Source organism: Klenkia marina (genome assembly GCF_900101025.1).
Lineage (GTDB): Bacteria > Actinomycetota > Actinomycetes > Mycobacteriales > Geodermatophilaceae > Klenkia > Klenkia marina.
This window is the reverse complement of the sequence record NZ_FMUH01000004.1, coordinates 227,882-247,664: the sequence shown is the minus strand read 5'-3', so window position 1 is coordinate 247,664 and position 19,783 is coordinate 227,882. Positions and strand designations below refer to the sequence as shown.

Here is a 19,783-nt window from a genome sequence, read left to right as displayed (position 1 = left end):
AACGTGGACCCGTCAGACCGGTTCCGAGTGAGACCAGTCACCACTGACCGCGAACCGCTCGAGGGTGCGGCGGTACGGGTCGAGGTCCATGCCCTGGTGGGCCAGCCAGGCGTCGGAGTAGTAGGTGTGGGCGTACCGCTCGCCGCCGTCGCACAGCAGCGTGACCACGCTCCCCCGCCGTCCGGCCGCGACCATCTCGGCGACCAGCTGGAAGGCACCCCAGAGGTTGGTGCCGGTGGAGCCACCGGCCCGGCGTCCGGTGGCGACCTCCAGGTGCCGCATCGCCGCGACCGAGGCGGCGTCGGGCACGCAGAACATGCGGTCGACGATCGTGGGCACGAACGAGGGCTCGACCCGCGGGCGGCCGATGCCCTCGATGCGCGAGGGCCGGCCGGTCGCCGCGGGGTCGCCGTCCCGCCAGCCGGGGAAGAACGCCGAGCCCTCGGGGTCGACGACGGCCAGCCGGGTGGGCAGCCGGCGGTAGCGCAGGTAGCGGCCGATGGTCGCGCTGGTGCCACCGGTGCCGGCGCCCACGACCACCCAGTCGGGCACCGGGTGCTCCTCGGCGGCCAGCTGCTCGAACACCGACTCGGCGATGTTGTTGTTGCCCCGCCAGTCGGTGGCCCGCTCGGCGTGGGTGAACTGGTCCAGGTAGTGCCCGCCGGTCTCGGTGGCGATCCTGCGGGCCTCGTCGTAGACCGTGCCCGCGTCGGCGACCAGGTGGCACCGGCCGCCGTGGAACTCGATGAGGGCGATCTTCTCCGGGCTCGTCGAGGCCGGCATGACGGCGACGAAGGGCAGGCCGAGCATGCGGGCGAAGTAGGCCTCGCTGACCGCCGTCGACCCGCTCGAGGCCTCCACCACGGTCGAGCCCGCACCGATCCACCCCGAGCACAGCGCATGCAGGAACAGCGAGCGGGCCAGCCGGTGCTTGAGGCTGCCCGTGGGGTGGGTCGACTCGTCCTTGAGGTAGAGCTGCACGCCCCACTCCGGCGGCAGCGGGTAGACCAGCAGGTGGGTGTCGGCGCTGCGCCGGGCGTCGGCCTCGACCAGCGCGACGGCGCGCTCGACCCAGGCCCGCCCGGCCTCGTCGCAGCGGTCCAGCTGGGCGGGCCGGTCGCTCATCGGCGCTCGCTCATCGACCGGTGAAGGTGGCCTTGCCCGGCCCCTCGGCGAGGAAGGAGGCCATGCCGGTCTTCTGGTCCTCGGTGTCGAACAGCCCGGCGAACAGCTCGCTCTCCAGGGCCAGGCCGTGGTCCAGGGTGCCGTCGAGGCCCTCGTCGATCGCCCGCTTGGCCGCGGCCATCGCCAGCGGCGGGCCGGCGGCGAACTTGCGGGCCATGGCGACGCTGGCGGCGTAGACCTGGTCGTCGGGGACGACGGCGTCGACCAGACCGAGCTCGAGGGCCTCCTCGGCGCCGACGTGCCGGCCGGTGAAGACGAGGTCCTTGGCCTTCGCCGGGCCGACGAGGCGGGCCAGCCGCTGCGTGCCGCCGGCACCCGGGATGACGCCGAGCAGGATCTCGGGCTGCCCGACCTTGGCCGACTCGCCCATGACCCGGAAATCTGCGCACAGCGCCAGCTCGTAGCCACCGCCCAGCGCGTAGCCGGTGATCGCGGCGATGACCGGCTTGGGCACCCGGGCGACCTCGCGGAACGAGCTGGTGAGCTCCCGGCCCCACGCCACCATCGACGAGCCCGTGAGCTGGGACATGGCCTTGATGTCGGCGCCGGCGGCGAACACCCGCTCACCGCCGTAGACGACCACGGCCCGGACGTCGGCCCGGCTGCCGGCCTCCTGCGCAGCGGCGCGGACCTCCCAGTGCAGCTGCTCGTCGATCGCGTTCATCTTCGGGCGGTCCAGGCGGATGGTGCCCACGCCGTCCTCGACCTGCAGCGTCACGAACTCCGGCTCGGCCATGCGTCGTCCTCCAGCGTCGTCGATGGGTCTTCGCCGACCCTATGCAGGCTCAGCTGTCGGTGGCGCGGCGGGCGGTGAAGCGTCCGCGCACCCGGCCCAGCGCGAGCGGCAGGCCGAAGGTCTCGCCGAGCAGCTCGGCGGTCACGACCTCGTCGACCGGCCCGGCGGCGACCACGCCGCCGTCGCGCAGCAGCATCGCGTGGGTGTAGCCGGGCGGGATCTCCTCGACGTGGTGGGTGACCAGCACCTGCGCCGGGGCGTACGGGTCGTGCGCGAGGTCGGTCAGCCGGGACACGAGGTCCTCGCGGCCGCCGAGGTCCAGGCCCGCACCGGGCTCGTCGAGCAGCAGCAGCTCGGGGTCGGTCATGAGCGCGCGGGCGATCTGGGTGCGCTTGCGCTCACCCTCGCTGAGCGTGCCGAAGGGCCGGTTCGCGTAGGGCGCCACGCCCCACTGCTCCATCAGCATGCCGGCGCGGGTCAGGTCGTGGACGTCGTAGCGCTCGCGCCACCGCCCGACCACGGCGTAGCCGGCGGAGACCACCACGTCGCCCACCCGCTCGGCCGGGGCGATGCGCTGGGCCAGCGAGGCGCTGGTCAGCCCGATGCGGGGGCGCAGCTCGAAGACGTCGACCGACCCCAGGGTCTCCCCCAGCAGCGTCACGGTGCCGCGCGTGGGGTGCATCTGCGCCGAGGCCAGCTGCATGAGGGTGGTCTTGCCCGCACCGTTGGGGCCCAGCAGCACCCAGCGCTCGTCCTCGTGCACCGTCCAGTCGACCCCGCGCAGCAGGTGCGCGGTCCCCCGGACGACGTCGACACCGGACATCTGCACCACCGCGGTCGTCACGACCCCATCCAACCAACCGCGCCGCGCAGCTCCGCCGCCCGCACCCGGGTGTCGGGCAGGATGGCCGGGTGGATCTTCCAGCTGGTCGCCCGTCCGAGGTCTGGCCCGGCAGTCCCGCCCCCCTGGGCGCGCACTGGGACGGCACCGGCACCAACGTGGCCCTCTGGTCGGCCGGGGCCACTGCGGTGGACCTCTGCCTGTTCGACCCCGACGGCACCGAGCACCGCCAGCGCCTGCAGGAGACCACCCACCAGGTGTGGCACGGCCGGCTGCCCGGCGTCGGCCCCGGCCAGCGCTACGGCTACCGCGTGCACGGCGGGTACGACCCCTCGTCGGGGGCCCGGTACAACCCCGCGAAGCTGCTGCTGGACCCCTACGCCCGAGCCGTCGACGGCGAGCTGACGCTCGACCCGGCGCTCTTCGGCTACGCCACCGGGCACCCCGACTCGGCCACGGCCGACGCCCAGGACTCCGCGCCCTTCGTGCCCCGCGGCGTGGTCATCCACGACTCGTTCCCGTGGGCCGGCGACGCCCCGCCGCGCACCGCGTGGTCGGACACCGTCATCTACGAGGTGCACGTCAAGGGCGCGACCATGCGCCACCCCGACATCCCCCCGGCGCTGCGCGGCACCTACGCCGGGCTCGCGCACCCGGCGTTCGTCGAGCACCTGGTCTCGCTCGGGGTGACCGCGATCGAGCTGCTCCCGGTGCACCACTTCGTGTCCGAGCCGCACCTGCTGCGTCGCGGGCTGACCAACTACTGGGGCTACAACACCCTGGGCTACTTCGCCCCGCACGCCGCGTACTCCTCCGCCGGCACCGGCGGGGCGCAGGTGACCGAGTTCAAGGCGATGGTCAAGGCCATGCACGCCGCGGGCATCGAGGTGATCCTCGACGTCGTCTACAACCACACCGCCGAGGGCGACCACACCGGCCCGACCCTGTCGTTCAAGGGCATCGACAACGGCGGCTACTACCGGCTCGGCGCCGGCCAGCCCGACCGGTACACCGACTACACCGGCTGCGGGAACACCCTCGACGTGCGGCGTCCGCAGGTGCTGGCTCTGCTCATGGACTCGCTGCGGTACTGGGTCACCGAGATGCACGTCGACGGCTTCCGCTTCGACCTGGCCTCGGCGCTGGCCCGCTCCTTCCACGACGTCGACCGGCTGTCGGCGTTCTTCGACGTCGTCCACCAGGACCCGGTGGTCAGCCAGGTCAAGCTCATCGCCGAGCCCTGGGACATCGGCGAGGGCGGCTACCAGGTGGGCAACTTCCCGCCGCTGTGGACCGAGTGGAACGGCAAGTACCGCGACACGGTGCGCGACGTGTGGTCCGGCCAGCACGTCGGGGTGCGCGACCTGGCCTACCGGCTCACCGGGTCCAGCGACCTGTACCGCTCCGACGGCCGCCGTCCGTTCGCGTCGGTGAACTTCGTGACCGCGCACGACGGCTTCACCCTGCGCGACCTCTACACCTACGAGACCAAGCGCAACGAGGCCAACGGCGAGGACAACCGCGACGGCGAGAGCCACAACCGCGGCTGGAACTGCGGCGTCGAGGGGCCCAGCGACGACCCCGCCGTCGCCGAGCTGCGCGCCAAGCAGGTGCGCAACGTGCTGGCCACGCTGCTGCTGTCCACCGGCGTGCCGATGCTCACCGCCGGCGACGAGCTGGGCCGCACCCAGGAGGGCAACAACAACGCCTACTGCCAGGACTCCGAGCTGTCGTGGCTGGACTGGGGCGCCATCGACGCCGACCTGTGGAGCTTCACCTCCCGCCTGGTGGCGCTGCGCCGCAGCTCCCCCGCACTGCGCCAGGAGGCCTTCTTCGACGGCACGGAGGTGCCCGGCTCCGGCGGCACCCGCGACCTGGCCTGGTTCGCCCCGCGCGGGGGGCAGCTGACCACCGAGGACTGGTACGACACCGGGCTGCAGACCGTCGGCATGTACCTCGACGGCCGTGGCATCCGGCACCGCGACGAGCGGGGCCGCCCGGTCCGCGACGACTCCTGGCTGGTGTGGGTGCACGCCGGGCCCGAGGACGTCGAGGTGCACCTGCCCGGCGCCCCGTGGGCCGACGGCTACGAGTTCGTGGTCTCCACGGAGTGGCCCACCGGCGCCCCGACGAGGCCCACCGTCGTCTCCCCCGGCCCCCTGGTCATGCCCTCACGGACGGTCTGGGCGCTGCGCGTGCTCCGCCGTCCGTAGGACGTCGACCGGCCGGGCGACGGCGGATGCCGGGCTGCTCAGCACCGGGACCGGCCAGCTGCCCTCGGCGGCCGGCGCCGTGCTGGCCTGGGCGAGGACGACCACGTCGACCCCGTGGTCGACCCCGTGCACCACCTGCTCGACGACGGACCGCACCTCGGCGGGCCCGTCCGGCGTCGAGCAGGTGCAGACGATCGTCGCCGCACCGGCGGCCTGCACCAGCCGGTCGAAGGTGGGCACGTGCGTGCCGGAGGTGTGCAGGAAGCCGATGGACGGCGAGGCTCGGTCACCCGGGCGGCCCGTTCAGCAGCAGCGTTCGTGGGCGTGTGCGGCGGCGACGTCGGCGCGGTGCCGCTCGAAGGCTCGGCGGGTCATCGGGGTGCGCCCGTCGGCCGCGCAGGCCGCGAGGTGCCGGTCGTAGCGGTCCTCCCCGGTGAGCGCCCGCAGCCACCAGCGGACGCCGGCGGCCCAGCGCCGGATCACTGCTGCCCCGACGGCGTCCGTTCGGCCGCCAGCCGCTCGCGCTCGGCCTCGAGCAGGGCGCGCTCCTCGGCCGTCGGGAAGAAGCCGGAGGGCTCGACGATGCGCGAGGGCTCGGCCGGCACCTCGGTGGTCGGCAGACCGCCGGCCCGGATCGCCCGCACGCAGACGACGGCGGCGTTGGCCACCACGACGAGGGTCAGGACGGCGAAGAGCGACTGCAGCACGCCGTTCACCGTGGAGTTGGTGATGACCTTCTCCATCGCCGCGGCGTCGGCCGCCGGGGCCAGGACGTCACCCCGGTCGAGGGCGTCGGCGTAGAGGGACCGCTGGGCGAAGTAGCCCACCTTCGGGTCGCCGGAGAAGACCTTCTGGAACGACGCGGTCATGGTGATGACCAGGACCCAGGCCAGCGGGACGCCGGTGACCCACACCCAGCGCAGCTTGCCGTGCTTGACCAGCAGCGTGGTGCACAGCGTGAGGGCGATGGCGGCCAGCAGCTGGTTGGCGATGCCGAACAGCGGGAACAGCTGGTTGATGCCGCCCAGGGGGTCGGTCACCCCGACGTAGAGGATGTAGCCCCAGAGGCCGACCACGACGGCCGAGGCGGTCCAGCTGGCCGGCCGCCAGGTGAGGTCGCCGAACCGCTTCCACACGTTGCCGACGGTGTCCTGCAGCATGAAGCGGCCCACGCGGGTGCCCGCGTCGACGGCGGTGAGGATGAACAGCGCCTCGAACATGATCGCGAAGTGGTACCAGAAGGCCTGCAGCCCGCCGCCGAACGCGGTCTGGAAGATCTCCGAGATGCCGTAGGCCAGTGTCGGGGCGCCACCGGTGCGGGAGACGAGCGTGGCCTCCTCGATGGTGTCGGCAGCGGCCTGCAGCTCGGCCGGGCTGATGCTGAACCCGAGGTTGGCCACGAACGCCGATGCACCCTCGACGGTGCCGCCGGTGGCCCCGGCCGGGGCGTTCATCGAGAAGTACAGCGCCGGGTCCAGGATGCAGGCCGCGATGAGGGCGCTGATCGCGACGAAGGACTCCATGAGCATGCCGCCGTAGCCGATCACCCGGACCTGGCTCTCCTTGGCGACCATCTTCGGCGTCGTGCCCGAGGAGATCAGCGCGTGGAAGCCCGACAGCGCGCCGCAGGCGATGGTGATGAAGACGAAGGGGAACAACGAGCCGGCGAACACCGGACCGTTGCCGGCGAGCGCGAAGCTGGAGACGGCGTCGTTCTGCAGCACCGGCATGGCGATGACCAGGCCGACCGCCAGCAGCACGATGACGCCGATCTTCATGAAGGTCGACAGGTAGTCGCGCGGGGTGAGCAGCAGCCACACCGGCAGCACCGAGGCGACGAACCCGTAGACCACCAGGGCGATGACCAGCGTCGTCTTGTCGAGCGTGAGGGCGTCGCCGAGCGCGGTGCCGTCGATCATCCCGCCGCCGATGATGGCGGCCAGCAGCGCCACGACGCCGATGGCGCTGGCCTCGAGCACCCGGCCCGGCCTGAGCACCCGCAGGTACACGCCCATGAACAGGGCGATGGGGATGGTGAGGGCGATCGAGAAGACGCCCCACGGCGACTCGGCGAGGGCGTTGACGACGATGAGCGCCAGCACGGCCAGGATGATGATCATGATGGCGAAGACGGCGATGAGCGCCGCGGTGCCGCCGACGACGCCGATCTCGGCGCGGATCATCTGGCCCAGGCTCTGCCCGTTGCGGCGCATGGAGAAGAACAGCACGACCATGTCCTGCACGGCCCCGGCGGCGATGACGCCGACGATGATCCAGACCGTGCCCGGCAGGTAACCCATCTGCGCGGCGAGCACCGGGCCGACCAGCGGGCCCGCGCCGGCGATGGCGGCGAAGTGGTGGCCGAAGAGCACCCGGCGGTCGGTGACCTCGAAGTCGCGGCCGTTCTCCAGCCGCTCGGCCGGGGTGGCCCGGCGGTCGTCGACCTGCAGGACCTTCCTGGCGATGAACTTGGAGTAGAAGCGGTACGCGATCGCGTAGCTGCTCAGCGCGGCGAACAGGATCCACAGCGCGCTGACCGACTCCCCCCGCGAGAGCGCCAGCACCGTCCAGCAGGTGGCGCCCACCAGCGCGACGACCGTCCACACGACGACGTCGCGCAGGGAAGGACGACGACGTCCGGTACCGGGTTCGGGGCGCAGCGTGTCCGTGGTCACGGGCGGACCCTAGCCCTCCGCACAGCCCGCACACAGCACCGTCGCCCGAACGCGACGACCGAAAGCCCCCGCCCCCGAGGAGGGGGCCCGAAGGGTCCCCGAGGAGGGGCTCACCCCGACGGCGGACGCCGGGGACGAACGAGCGAGCGGACGACGCGCCCCAACCGAGGCGACCCCGACGAGGGGGCCCGAAGGGTCCCCGAGGAGGGGCTCAGCGGCTCAACGGCCGTCGGGGACGGCCGTTGGCCGCGGTGTGGTCCGGAGGACCACCATCAACACAGCCGCGGTGTGGTCCGGAGGAACCACCATCAGTACAGCTCTACTCCGGCTGCTCGAAGGTGATGACGGTCCAGCCGAGCAGGAGCCGGTCGCCGTCGGAGAGGGCGTGCGCGACGCCGGGCTCGAGCTGGGTCCACTCGGTGGCCTCGGGACCGGCGACGTGGGTGCCGTTGAGCGAGCCGAGGTCGACGAGGGAGACCTCGCGGCCGGCGCGCTGGATGGCGGCGTGCGCGGAGGACAGCACGTTCTGGGTGTCGGCGATCGGCACCGGCCGGGCGGTGCCGGAGGTGACGAGCTCGTGGCCGTCGGGGCGCCGGCCGAGCACCAGGTCGTTGTCGACGTCGACGACCATGCCGTCGTCGAAGCGCAGCACGGGGGCGGCCGGCGGGTCCGGCTGCCAGAAGGCGGTGGCCGCCCCGGGCTGGGCGGCGGGCTGGGGCTCGGAGACGGGTGCGGCGGCGGGCGCGCTGAAGCCCGCGTCGGAGTCGGCGGAGAAGCGCTCGGCGGCCGGGGCGCTCTGCGGGGCAGGGACGGCGACGGACACGGGGGTGGCCGCGGCCAGCTGCAGGGTGGCACCCCCGCCGGGCACGGTGCCCTCGACGAGGTCGTAGGCCACACCCGGCGGCACGGGCGACGGCGAGGAGCCGGGGCCGACGTAGAGGCTGGAGCCCAGGTCGAAGCCGCTGGCCAGGGTGCAGCCGCCCTCGGTGGGCCGGCCGCCCACGGGGACGCCGTCGACGGCGGGCTGGCCCTTGCCCGACCAGAGGGCCACGCCGGCACCGGAGCCGTCGGCGGAGTCGGTGAGCACGAGCGCGAAGGAGGCACCGCCGGGGGCCAGCGCGGCGACCTGGCCGGCGACCGCGGTGAGCACCCGGTCGGCGCCGGGCCCGGCCACCCCCAGGCAGGCGTGCAGCGTCGCCACCAGGGCGGGCGAGCCGGGGGCGTCGACCCACAGCAGGCCGCCGGCACGGCGGGCGACGACGTTCTCTCCGGGGAGGACCTCACAACGGTCGGGCATGCCGGTCACCCTAATGATCGACGGCGACCCCAGCCCGTCACGAACGTCAGCCACGCCGGAGAGTGACGACCGACATGGTCCGATCGTCACCACCAGTCACCGCAGTCCCACGGTCTGGTCATCTCGGGGGTCACGCGTCCACCGCGACCCGTCCGCGCTGCCGCACGGCTGGACGATCCGCGCACGGACCGTCCAGCCGCCGGGCTCACGCGGTGGTGACGACGCCGAGCTCGGCCGGGGTGGCCAGCGCCGGCGAGGAGGGCAGCACGCGCACCGTGTACCCGAACGCGCCGGTGCGCTCGAGCGGGACGGTGGCGGTGAACCAGTGCCGGCTGCCCTCGGTCGCCTCGTGGGTCATGGGCACGGCCGTCACGTCGTGCAGGCCGTCGGTGTCGTCGACCCGCCCGTAGGCGGCCTGCACCTCGACGTCGCCGGGCACCAGGCCGGGCAGCTCGACCTCGGCCCGCAGGTCGATGGTCGACCCGATCTGCGGGGTGTCACCCACGCCGGTGGCCTCGACGTGGGCCACCCGCACGCTGCCCCAGTTGCTGACCAGGTGCGAGCGCCAGGCGGCCTGCTCGCGGGCGACCCGGTAGCCGCCCTCGGCCAGCGCACGGGCCGAGCCCGCGGCCGGCACGTACAGCTGCTGCACGTAGTCGGCGACCATGCGGCTGGCCAGCACCTTGGGGCCGAGGTCGGCCAGCGTGTGCTTGACCATCTCGACCCAGCGGGTGGGGACGCCGTCGCGGTCGGTCTCGTAGAACCGCGGCAGCACCTGGTGGTCGAGCAGCTCGTAGATCGCCGCGGCCTCGACGTCGTCGCGTCGCTCGGGGTCCTCGACGCCGTCGGCCGTCGGGATCGCCCAGCCGTTCTGGCCGTCGAACCACTCGTCCCACCAGCCGTCCTTGATGGACAGGTTGAGGCCGCCGTTGAGCGCGGACTTCATGCCCGACGTGCCGCAGGCCTCCAGGGGCCGCAGCGGGTTGTTCAGCCAGACGTCGCAGCCCCAGTAGAGGTAGCGGGCCATGCCGATGTCGTAGCCGGGCAGGAACGCGATGCGGTGCCGGACCTCGGGGTCGTCGGCGAACTTCACCATCTGCTGAATGAGCTGCTTGCCGCCGTCGTCGGCGGGGTGGCTCTTGCCGGCGATGACCAGCTGGATCGGCCGCTCGGGGTCCAGCAGCAGCGCCTTGAGCCGCGCGGGGTCGCGCAGCATCAGGGTGAGCCGCTTGTAGGAGGGCACACGGCGGGCGAAGCCGATGGTGAGGACGTCGGGGTCGAACACGGAGTCGGTCCAGCCCACCTCGGCCTCCGACGCCCCGCGCGACAGCGCCGTCTCGCGCACCCGGCGGCGCACCTCGTCGACCAGCCGGCCGCGCAGCAACCGGCGGGTGCTCCACAGCTCACCGGCGTCGATGCGGTCGACCCGGTCGAACCGGACCGCACCCCCGGCGCCGCCGACGTCGGCCGGGGCGCCCTGGGCGGAGGTCTGGGTGCCCAGCTCGACCAGTTCGCGGGCGGTCCAGGTGGCGGCGTGCACCCCGTTGGTGATGGAGGAGATCGGCACCTCGTCGGCGTCGAAGCCCGACCACAGGTAGCCGAACATGTCGCGGCTGACGTGCCCGTGCAGTTCGCTGACGCCGTTGGCCCGCTGGCCCAGCCGCAGGCCCAGGTGAGCCATGTTGAACTTGGTCGGGTCCTCCTCGGCGCCCAGCGGCAGCAGGTCGTGCACGCCCACGCCGAACCCGGCGAAGTACCGCTCGACCAGCGCCTTCGGGAAGCGGTCGATGCCGGCGGGCACCGGGGTGTGGGTGGTGAACACCGTGCCGCCGCGGACGGCCTGCAGCGCCTCGGCGAAGGACAGGCCGTGGGACTCGGTGAGCTCGCGGATGCGCTCGATGCCCTGGAACCCGGCGTGCCCCTCGTTGGCGTGGAACACCTCGGGCTGCGGGGTGCCGGTCAGCGCGCAGTACGCCCGGACGGCCCGCACGCCGCCGATGCCCAGCAGCATCTCCTGGCGCAGGCGGTGGTCCTCGCCGCCGCCGTAGAGCCGGTCGGTGACCCCGCGCTCGGCCGGGGTGTTCTCCTCGATGTCGCTGTCGAGCAGCAGCAGCGACACCCGGCCGACCTGGGCCCGCCAGACGTGGGCGTGCAGCGTGCGGCCCTCGGGCAGCGGCACGGTGATGACCACCGCGTTGCCCTCCGCGTCGCGCATGAGCTTCACGGGCAGGCCGTGCGGGTCCAGCGCCGGGTAGTGCTCGAGCTGCCACCCGTCGGCCGACAGCCCCTGGGAGAAGTAGCCGGCGCGGTAGAGCAGCCCCACGCCGATGAGCGGGACACCGAGGTCGGAGGCCGCCTTGAGGTGGTCGCCGGCCAGGATGCCCAGGCCACCGGAGTACTGCGGCAGCACCTCGGTGATGCCGAACTCGGCGGAGAAGTAGGCGATGGACGCGGGGGCCTCGGGGCCCAGCGACTGGTACCAGTGCGGGGCCTCGAGGTAGTCCTGCAGGTCGTCGGTGACGTCGGAGAGCCGGCGCAGGAACCTGCGGTCCCCGGCCAGGGTGGCCAGCCGCTCGGCCGACACCTCGCCGAGCACGCGCACCGGGTCGTTGCCGCAGCTGACCCACAGGTCGGGGTCGACGGCCTCGAACAGGTCGCGCGTCTCGGGGTGCCAGGACCAGCGCAGGTTCATCACCAGCGGGGCCAGCGGGAGCAGCGCCTCGGGGAGCGCTGCGCGGACGGTGAGTCGTCGGAGTGCTCGCACGGCGCCGACCCTAGCGACCGGGGACGACGATCCGGGGGGTCGTCGGACCCCGCGGACGGGGCCCGGCCGGCCGATGTGCCCAACGGGCCGGGCGCCGATAGCGTGACGGGGGTGACTGGCCGCGCTGACCTCCGTCTGGGCATCACCGACATCGCACCCGTCGTCTCGTGCGGCGCGTTCTCCGCCCGTGCCGTCGTCGGCGAGCACGTACCGATCACCGCCACGGTGTTCCGCGAGGGGCACGACGCCGTGGCGGCCAACGTCGTCTGGAGCCCGCCGGCCACCCCCGGCAAGCGGGCCCCGAAGGTGCCGCTGCGCCGCATGCAGCGCTACTCCGACCAGCCCGACCGCTGGACCACCACCGTCGTCCCCGACCGCGAGGGCCTGTGGACCTACCAGGTCGAGGCCTGGGACGACCCGATCGGCACGTGGCACCACGCCGTCGAGGTCAAGGTCGAGGCCGGCCAGGGCGCCGCCGACCTCGCCAACGACCTCGAGGACGGCGCCCGGCTGCTCGACGAGGTCGGCCGCACCGTGCCCAAGGAGCACCGCTCGGCGGTGGCCGCGGCCGCGGTGGCCCTGCGCGACGAGACCCTCGAGCTCACCGCCCGGCTGGCCCCCGCGCTGGCGCCGGCGATGACCGACCTGCTGCACGCCCACCCGGTGCGCCGCCTGGTCACCCGCTCCCCCCGCTACGAGGTGTGGGTCGACCGCCAGCGCGCCCTCTACGGCTCCTGGTACGAGTTCTTCCCCCGCTCGGAGGGCCCCGTCGTCGACGGCGTGCCCACGCACGGCACCTTCGCCGACGCGGCGCGGCGGCTGCCGGCGATCGCGGCCATGGAGTTCGACGTCGTCTACCTGCCGCCGATCCACCCCATCGGCACGGTGAACCGCAAGGGCAAGAACAACACGCTGACCACCGTCGAGGGCGACGTCGGCTCGCCGTGGGCCATCGGCAGCGCCGAGGGCGGGCACGACGCCGTCCACCCCGAGCTGGGCACGATGGCCGACTTCGAGGCCTTCGTGGCCCGCACCCGCGAGCTGGGCATGGAGGTGGCGCTGGACTTCGCGCTGCAGGCCGCACCCGACCACCCGTGGGTCACCGAGCACCCGGAGTTCTTCACCACCAAGCCCGACGGCACCATCGCCTACGCGGAGAACCCGCCGAAGAAGTACCAGGACATCTACCCGATCAACTTCGACAACGACCCGGCCGGCATCTACGCCGAGGCCCGCCGCGTGCTGCAGGTGTGGATCGACGCCGGGGTGAAGGTGTTCCGGGTCGACAACCCGCACACCAAGGCCATCAACTTCTGGCACTGGATCATCTGGGACGTCAAGAAGACCCACCCCGACGTGCTGTTCCTGGCCGAGGCGTTCACCAAGCCGGCGATGATGCACCAGCTCGCCCGCGTCGGGTTCACCCAGAGCTACAGCTACTTCACCTGGCGCACCGGCAAGCAGGAGATCGAGGAGTACGGCCGCGAGCTGGCCGGCACCGCGCACTACATGCGGCCCAACTTCTTCGTGAACACCCCGGACATCCTGCACGCGTCGCTGCAGTACGGCGGGCCGCCGATGTTCAGGATCCGGGCGGTGCTGGCCTCGATGATGAGCCCCACCTGGGGGGTGTACTCGGGCTACGAGCTGTTCGAGCACGTGGCGCTCAAGCCCGGCAGCGAGGAGTACCTGGACACCGAGAAGTTCCAGCTGCGCCCGCGCGACTGGGCCGCCGCCGAGGCCGAGGGCCGCTCGCTGGCGCCCTACCTCACCCGGCTCAACCAGATCCGGCGCGAGCACCCGGCGCTGCAGCAGCTGCGCACGCTGCACTTCCACGGCGTCGACAACGAGAACCTGCTCTGCTTCTCCAAGACCGACCCGGGCTCCGACGACGCCGTCCTCGTGGTCGTCACCCTGTCCAGCCAGCACACCCAGATCGGCACGACGGCGCTGGACATGTCCGCCCTCGGCCTCGAGTGGTCCGACCGGTTCACCGTGACCGACCAGATCACCGGCGCGCAGTACGAGTGGGGGCAGTTCAACTACGTCGAGCTCGACCCCTACCGCGAGCCCGCCCACGTCTTCACGGTCACGCGGCACGCCCCGCTCGGCTGACCCTTCCCACCCCGAGAACCCGAGGACCTGAGCTCCCCATGACCGTCCCCGCACCGCACGCCGACCGCCCCGGCCTGCCCGCCCCCGGCGCCGACCCGGAGTGGTACAAGCGTGCCGTCTTCTACGAGGTGCTCGTCCGGGGCTTCGCCGACTCCAACGCCGACGGCATCGGCGACCTGCGCGGCATGATCGGCAAACTGGACTACCTGCAGTGGCTGGGCGTCGACTGCCTGTGGCTGCCGCCGTTCTTCGCCTCGCCCCTGCGCGACGGCGGCTACGACGTCGCCGACTACACCGCGGTGCTGCCCGAGTTCGGCGACATCGAGGACTTCCAGGAGCTGGTCGCCAAGGCCCACGAGCGGGGCATGCGGATCATCATCGACTTCGTCATGAACCACACCTCGGACCAGCACCCGTGGTTCCAGGCCAGCCGCAACGACCCCGACGGCCCCTACGGTGACTTCTACGTCTGGTCCGACGACGACACCAAGTACGCCGACGCCCGCATCATCTTCGTCGACACCGAGGTCTCGAACTGGACCTTCGACCCGGTGCGCAAGCAGTACTTCTGGCACCGGTTCTTCAGCCACCAGCCCGACTTGAACTTCGAGAACCCCAAGGTGGTCGAGGCGATCCTCGACGCCCTGCGGTTCTGGCTCGACCTGGGCATCGACGGCTTCCGCCTCGACGCCGTGCCCTACCTGTTCGAGGAGGAGGGCACCAACTGCGAGAACCTGCCCAGGACCCACGAGCTGCTCAAGACCGTCCGCAAGGTCGTCGACGCCGAGTACCCCGACACGGTGCTGCTGTGCGAGGCCAACCAGTGGCCGGCCGACGTCGTCGAGTACTTCGGCGAGGACGGCGACGAGTGCCAGATGGCCTTCCACTTCCCGGTGATGCCGCGGTTGTTCATGGCCGTGCGCCGCGAGCAGCGGTTCCCGATCTCGGAGATCATGGCGCAGACGCCCGACATCCCCGAGAACTGCCAGTGGGGCGTCTTCCTGCGCAACCACGACGAGCTGACCCTCGAGATGGTCACCGACGAGGAGCGCGACTACATGTGGGGCGAGTACGCCAAGGACCCCCGCATGAAGGCCAACATCGGCATCCGCCGCCGGCTGGCGCCGCTGCTGGACAACGACACCAACACCCTCGAGCTCTTCAACGCCCTGCTGCTGTCGCTGCCGGGCTCGCCGGTCCTGTACTACGGCGACGAGATCGGCATGGGCGACAACATCTGGCTCGGTGACCGCGACGGCGTGCGCACCCCGATGCAGTGGACCCCCGACCGCAACGGCGGCTTCTCCACCGCCGACCCGCAGCGCATGCACCTGCCGCTGGTGGCCGACCCGGTCTACGGCTACCAGGTCACCAACGTCGAGCAGCAGATGCGCAACACCACGTCGATGCTGCACTGGATCCGGCGCATGATCGCCGTCCGCAAGGAGCACCCGACCTTCGGCGTCGGCACCTTCACCGAGATCGGCTCGCGCAACCCCACGGTCCTGTCCTTCGTCCGCGAGTTCGGCGACGACGTCGTGCTGTGCGTGAACAACCTGTCGCGCTTCCCGCAGCCGGTCGAGCTCGACCTGCGCCGCTTCGAGGGGTGCACGCCGGTGGAGCTGACCGGCCGGGTGGAGTTCCCCGAGATCGGCGTCGCGCCCTACACGCTCACCCTGGCCGGGCACGGCTTCTACTGGTTCGAGCTGTCCAGGCCGGCTGCCCCGGCCACCGAGGAGGACGACGAGGCCTGGGACACCGCGACCAGCTCCAGCGTCGCCCAGTCGCTGCTGGAGGCCGGCATCGTCGGGTCCACCGAGGACCCACCCGGCGGCAGCGGTGGCCTCGGCGTCGAGGGGAGCACCCGATGAGCGCGCTGACCGACCTGCTGGCCGAGTGGATGCCGCACCAGCGGTGGTTCGGCGGCAAGGGCAGGGAGTGGTCCTCGGTCACCGAGGACGGCTTCTTCCTCGACGAGAGCACCCCGGCGGTCTCCGTCCACCGGGTGCGCGTCACCTACACCGACGACGTCACCGAGACCTACCTGGTGCCGCTGTCCTGGCGCGCCACCGCCGACGACGACCTCGCGCACGCCTACGTGGGCGCGGTCGGGGACAACCACGCCTACGACGGCATGCGCGACCGCGAGGCCACCGTGCCGTGGCTGACCCACCTCGTGGCCGCCTCGACCGTGGGCCCGATGCACTTCCACCCGGCGGGCGTGGCCTACATCCCCGAGGGCGTGCCCGGCGACGTCATCTCCGGCGAGCAGTCCAACACGTCCCTGGTCTACGGCGAGACGGCCATCATGAAGCTGTTCCGCCGACTCGAGCCCGGGCTCAACCCCGACGTCGAGGTGCACGACGCACTGCGCACGACGGACAACCCGCACATCGCCCCGCTGCTGGGCCACGTCGAGGTCGACGACGCCGACGGCGCCACCTCGACCGTGGCCTTCCTGCAGGCCTTCGTGCCCAACGCCAGCGACGGCTGGCGGTTGGCCACCTCCAGCGTGCGCGACCTCTACGCCGAGGCCGACCTGCACGCCGACGAGGTGGGTGGCGACTTCGCCGGCGAGGCCGCGCGACTGGGCGAGGCCACCGCCAGCGTGCACCGCGACCTGGCGGCGGTGCTGCCCACCGCGACCGTGGGCCCCGAGTGGTACGCCGAGCTGGCCACCCAGCTCACCGCCCGCCTGGACGCCGCGCTGGGCATCGTGCCCGACCTGGCCGAGCACGCCGACGGGCTGCGCGCGCTCTACGCCGACGTCGGCCGGCTGACCGACCCGACCACGGTGCAGCGGGTGCACGGCGACCTCCACCTCGGGCAGGTGCTGCGCACCACCACGGGCTGGATCGTGCTCGACTTCGAGGGCGAGCCGGCCCGCTCGCTGGCCGCCCGCCGCGAACCGGACTCCCCGCTGCGCGACGTCGCCGGCATGCTGCGCTCCTTCGACTACGCGGCCCGGCACATGCTCGTCGAGCAGCCCGGTGACCCGCAGCTGGCCTACCGGGCGCAGGAGTGGGCCGAGCGCAACCGCACCGCCTTCTGCGCCGGGTACGCAGGGGCCAGCGGCACCGACCCCGCCACCTCGCCCCTGCTGCGTGCCTTCGAGGCCGACAAGGCGGTCTACGAGTGCGTCTACGAGGCGCGCAACCGCCCGCACTGGCTGATGATCCCGTTGGCCTCCCTGGCCCGCTCGGCTGCGAGCTGACCGACCCACTACTCCGCGCCCCTCCGGGGGCGCACCGGCAGGACGGAGCGCTCCATGACGACCCAGGACTCCCCGCACGACCCGCTCGACCCCGACGACCTGCAGCGCGCGGTCACGGAGAAGACGGAGGCCTTCCAGGCCGAGCTCGAGCAGGCCGAGCGCGACAGCCCGAGCAACCCCGGTCAGGGCATCACGGCGACCCCCGTGGTCGCCCCGGCCCCGATCGCCGAGCCCGGCAACCCCGCCGCACCCTCGGCGCCGCAGCCCGAGCCGCCGGACGGCGACCCCGCCGAGCCCGGTCACCCGGAACCGCGCGAGGACGGCCGGCAGGCCGGCACCGGGGGCGACTCCCCCGCCGAGACCACCGAGCTGAGCCCGGCCTCCACCAGCCCCGACACCGGCGGGTCCCCGACGCCGTCCCGGGGCGGGTCCGCCGACGACGCGCCCCAGGGGGACGACCACCCCCCGCCGGCCGGTCTCGCCTCCCCCGGCCGCACGCGCTCGGCCAGCCCCGCCGCACCCCAGGAACCCGCCCACGTCGAGGGCGCCCCGGTCGACCCCGAAGCCGTCCGCGCCGTCGTCGAGGGCTGGTCGCACGAGCCGCACGCCGTGCTCGGCGCGCACCCGGTCGGCGACGGCTGGGCGGTGCGCACGCTGCGCCCGGACGCCGTGTCGGTCACCGTCGTCGACCAGGACGGCACCCGCTACGAGGCCACGCAGCTGCACGGCGGCGGCGTGTACGAGGCCCAGCTCCCCCAGCAGCCGGGTGACTACCGCGTCGAGGTCGTCTACGGCGACGGCCAGGGCGGTACCAACACCGTGCTCGCCGACGACCCCTACCGCTGGCTGCCCACGCTCGGCGAGGTCGACCAGCACCTGATCCGCGAGGGTCGGCACGAGCGCCTGTGGGAGGTCCTCGGCGCGCACGTGCGCAGCTACGACACCCCCGGCGGCGAGGTCAGCGGGGTGTCCTTCGCCGTGTGGGCGCCCAACGCCCGCGGCGTGAAGGTCACCGGCGACTTCGACTGGTGGCAGGCCCGGGCCCTCCCCCTGCGCTCCCTGGGCTCCTCGGGCGTGTGGGAGCTGTTCGTCCCCGGTGCCGAGGTGGGCCAGCGGTACCGCTTCCACGTGCTGGGCGCCGACGGCGAGTGGCGCGAGAAGAGCGACCCGATGGCCTTCGCCACCGAGGTCCCCCCGCTCAACGCCAGCGTCGTCACCGACTCGCAGTACGAGTGGGGCGACGACCAGTGGCTGGCCGACCGCGCCGAGGGCAACTGGCACGAGCGGCCGATCAGCGCCTACGAGGTGCACCTCGGCTCCTGGAAGCAGGGGCTGTCCTACCGGCAGCTGGCCGACGAGCTGGTCGAGTACGCCGTGCACGCCGGGTTCACCCACCTGGAGTTCATGCCGGTCGCCGAGCACCCGTTCGGCGGCTCGTGGGGCTACCAGGTCAGCGGCTACTTCGCGCCCTCGGCCCGCTTCGGGGTGCCCGACGACTTCCGCTACCTCGTCGACAAGGCCCACCAGGCCGGCCTCGGCGTGCTCATCGACTGGGTGCCGGCGCACTTCCCCAAGGACGCCTGGTCCCTGGGCCGCTTCGACGGCACGGCGCTGTACGAGCACGGCGACCCGCGCCGCGGCGAGCAGATGGACTGGGGCACGTTCGTCTTCGACTTCGGCCGGTCCGAGGTGCGCAACTTCCTGGTCGCGAACGCCCTCTACTGGTGCAAGGAGTTCCACGTCGACGGCCTGCGGGTCGACGCCGTCGCCTCGATGCTCTACCTGGACTACTCGCGCAAGGAGGGCGAGTGGGAGCCCAACGTGCACGGCGGGCGGGAGAACCTCGAGGCCGTGGCCTTCCTGCAGGAGATGAACGCCACCGTGTACCGCGAGGTGCCGGGCGTCATGACCATCGCCGAGGAGTCCACCGCGTGGCCCGGCGTCACCCGGCCCACGTACCTGGGCGGTCTGGGCTTCGGCTTCAAGTGGAACATGGGCTGGATGCACGACTCGCTCGGCTACGTCGAGAAGCAGCCGGTGCACCGCGTCTACCACCACAACCAGCTCACGTTCTCCCTCGTCTACGCCTACAGCGAGAACTACGTGCTGCCGATCAGCCACGACGAGGTCGTCTACGGCAAGGGCTCGCTGCTGCGCAAGATGCCCGGCGACCGCTGGCAGCAGCTGGCCAACGTGCGCGCCTACCTCGCCTACATGTGGGCCCACCCCGGCAAGCAGCTGCTGTTCATGGGCCAGGAGTTCGCCCAGGACGGCGAGTGGGCCGACTCCCGGTCGCTGGACTGGTGGCACCTCGACGACCCCGCGCACCGCGGGGTCCTGTCCCTGGTCGCCGACCTGAACGGCCGGTACAAGGAGACCGAGGCGCTCTGGAGCCAGGACGTCGACCCGGCCGGTTTCCAGTGGATCGACGCCAACGACGCCGCGGGCAACGTGCTGAGCTTCCTGCGCTACGGCAAGGGCGGCCAGGCGCTGGCGTGCGTGGCGAACTTCGCCGGCGCCCCGCACTCCGGCTACCGCATCGGGCTGCCGCGCGGTGGCCGGTGGCGCGAGGTGCTCAACACCGACGCCGAGGGCTACGGCGGCTCCGGGGTGGGCAACCTCGGGGGCATCGACGCCGTCCCCGAGCCGTGGCACGGCCAGCCGTTCTCGGCGACGGTCAGCGTGCCGCCGCTGGCGACCACCTGGTTCCTGCACGAGGGGTGAGGGTGACGGCGAGGTAACG

13 protein-coding genes are annotated in these 19,783 nt (G+C 72.7%); 5 read left to right on the top strand and 8 right to left on the bottom strand.

The annotated features are described in order from the left end of the window. Positions 1-12: 12 nt before the first annotated feature. The 3 genes from cds1 to BLP29_RS13620 are packed head-to-tail and all read right to left on the bottom strand — an operon-like array spanning position 13 to position 2,765. The gene (gene cds1, locus BLP29_RS13630) at positions 13-1,125 is read right to left on the bottom strand and encodes an L-cysteine desulfhydrase Cds1 (protein WP_207798492.1); all 1,113 of its coding nucleotides are present in this window, start codon (positions 1,123-1,125) and stop codon (positions 13-15) included. 10 nt (positions 1,126-1,135) lie between these two features. Beyond that, positions 1,136-1,921 (bottom strand): enoyl-CoA hydratase/isomerase family protein, encoded by a 786-nt coding sequence (locus BLP29_RS13625; RefSeq protein WP_092805332.1) that lies wholly within the window; start codon positions 1,919-1,921, stop codon positions 1,136-1,138. A gap of 49 nt (positions 1,922-1,970) precedes the next feature. Then, entirely contained in the window at positions 1,971-2,765 is a 795-nt protein-coding gene (locus BLP29_RS13620) for an ABC transporter ATP-binding protein (protein ID WP_243469952.1), read from the bottom strand. A 68-nt stretch (positions 2,766-2,833) separates the two neighbouring features. Between BLP29_RS13620 and glgX the strand changes: the two genes are divergently transcribed. Then, on the top strand, positions 2,834-4,975 hold the full coding sequence (gene glgX, locus BLP29_RS13615) for a glycogen debranching protein GlgX (RefSeq protein ID WP_092805330.1): 2,142 nt from the start codon (positions 2,834-2,836) through the stop codon (positions 4,973-4,975). Here the strand turns inward: glgX and BLP29_RS21290 are convergent. From BLP29_RS21290 to glgP, 5 genes are all read right to left on the bottom strand, one after another. Continuing rightward, positions 4,934-5,215 (bottom strand): hypothetical protein, encoded by a 282-nt coding sequence (locus BLP29_RS21290; protein ID WP_092805328.1) that lies wholly within the window; start codon positions 5,213-5,215, stop codon positions 4,934-4,936. The two genes, glgX and BLP29_RS21290, sit on opposite strands and share 42 nt — an antisense overlap. Positions 5,216-5,278: 63 nt before the next feature. Then, the gene (locus tag BLP29_RS13605) at positions 5,279-5,458 is read right to left on the bottom strand and encodes a CstA-like transporter-associated (seleno)protein (protein ID WP_092805326.1); all 180 of its coding nucleotides are present in this window, start codon (positions 5,456-5,458) and stop codon (positions 5,279-5,281) included. Beyond that, complete coding sequence (locus tag BLP29_RS13600; RefSeq protein WP_207798490.1) at positions 5,455-7,650, bottom strand: carbon starvation CstA family protein; 2,196 nt, start codon at positions 7,648-7,650, stop codon at positions 5,455-5,457. Before BLP29_RS13600 ends, BLP29_RS13605 begins: the two co-directional genes overlap by 4 nt. A gap of 319 nt (positions 7,651-7,969) precedes the next feature. Further along, positions 7,970-8,947 (bottom strand): FHA domain-containing protein, encoded by a 978-nt coding sequence (locus BLP29_RS13595; protein WP_092805640.1) that lies wholly within the window; start codon positions 8,945-8,947, stop codon positions 7,970-7,972. Between the two features lie 205 nt (positions 8,948-9,152). Further along, positions 9,153-11,711 carry an alpha-glucan family phosphorylase gene (gene glgP, locus BLP29_RS13590; protein ID WP_092805324.1) on the bottom strand — a complete coding sequence of 853 codons (2,559 nt, stop codon included), beginning with the start codon at positions 11,709-11,711 and terminating at the stop codon, positions 9,153-9,155. A 111-nt stretch (positions 11,712-11,822) separates the two neighbouring features. On the opposite strand from glgP, the gene BLP29_RS13585 reads away from it, so the two are divergent. From BLP29_RS13585 to glgB, 4 genes are read left to right on the top strand one after another with little or no spacing between them, the layout of a single operon-like run. Continuing rightward, positions 11,823-13,826 (top strand): alpha-1,4-glucan--maltose-1-phosphate maltosyltransferase, encoded by a 2,004-nt coding sequence (locus BLP29_RS13585; RefSeq protein ID WP_092805322.1) that lies wholly within the window; start codon positions 11,823-11,825, stop codon positions 13,824-13,826. A gap of 38 nt (positions 13,827-13,864) precedes the next feature. Further along, a complete protein-coding gene (treS, locus tag BLP29_RS13580) occupies positions 13,865-15,697 on the top strand; it encodes a maltose alpha-D-glucosyltransferase (protein ID WP_092805320.1) in 1,833 nt (610 codons plus the stop codon). Then, positions 15,694-17,040: a maltokinase N-terminal cap-like domain-containing protein gene (locus BLP29_RS13575; RefSeq protein ID WP_092805318.1), complete on the top strand. Its 1,347-nt coding sequence runs from the start codon at positions 15,694-15,696 to the stop codon at positions 17,038-17,040. Before treS ends, BLP29_RS13575 begins: the two co-directional genes overlap by 4 nt. 54 nt (positions 17,041-17,094) lie before the next feature. Beyond that, positions 17,095-19,764: a 1,4-alpha-glucan branching protein GlgB gene (glgB, locus tag BLP29_RS13570; protein ID WP_092805316.1), complete on the top strand. Its 2,670-nt coding sequence runs from the start codon at positions 17,095-17,097 to the stop codon at positions 19,762-19,764. Positions 19,765-19,783 lie beyond the last annotated feature (19 nt).

What these genes read in the sequence shown, in the direction of transcription:
- cds1 (WP_207798492.1), bottom strand. Translation starts at nt 1,125, where the DNA reads ATGAGCGACCGGCCCGCCCAGCTGGACCGCTGCGACGAGGCCGGGCGG.
- BLP29_RS13625 (WP_092805332.1), bottom strand. Translation starts at nt 1,921, where the DNA reads ATGGCCGAGCCGGAGTTCGTGACGCTGCAGGTCGAGGACGGCGTGGGC.
- BLP29_RS13595 (WP_092805640.1), bottom strand. Translation starts at nt 8,947, where the DNA reads ATGCCCGACCGTTGTGAGGTCCTCCCCGGAGAGAACGTCGTCGCCCGC.
- treS (WP_092805320.1), top strand. Translation starts at nt 13,865, where the DNA reads ATGACCGTCCCCGCACCGCACGCCGACCGCCCCGGCCTGCCCGCCCCC.
- BLP29_RS13575 (WP_092805318.1), top strand. Translation starts at nt 15,694, where the DNA reads ATGAGCGCGCTGACCGACCTGCTGGCCGAGTGGATGCCGCACCAGCGG.
- glgB (WP_092805316.1), top strand. Translation starts at nt 17,095, where the DNA reads ATGACGACCCAGGACTCCCCGCACGACCCGCTCGACCCCGACGACCTG.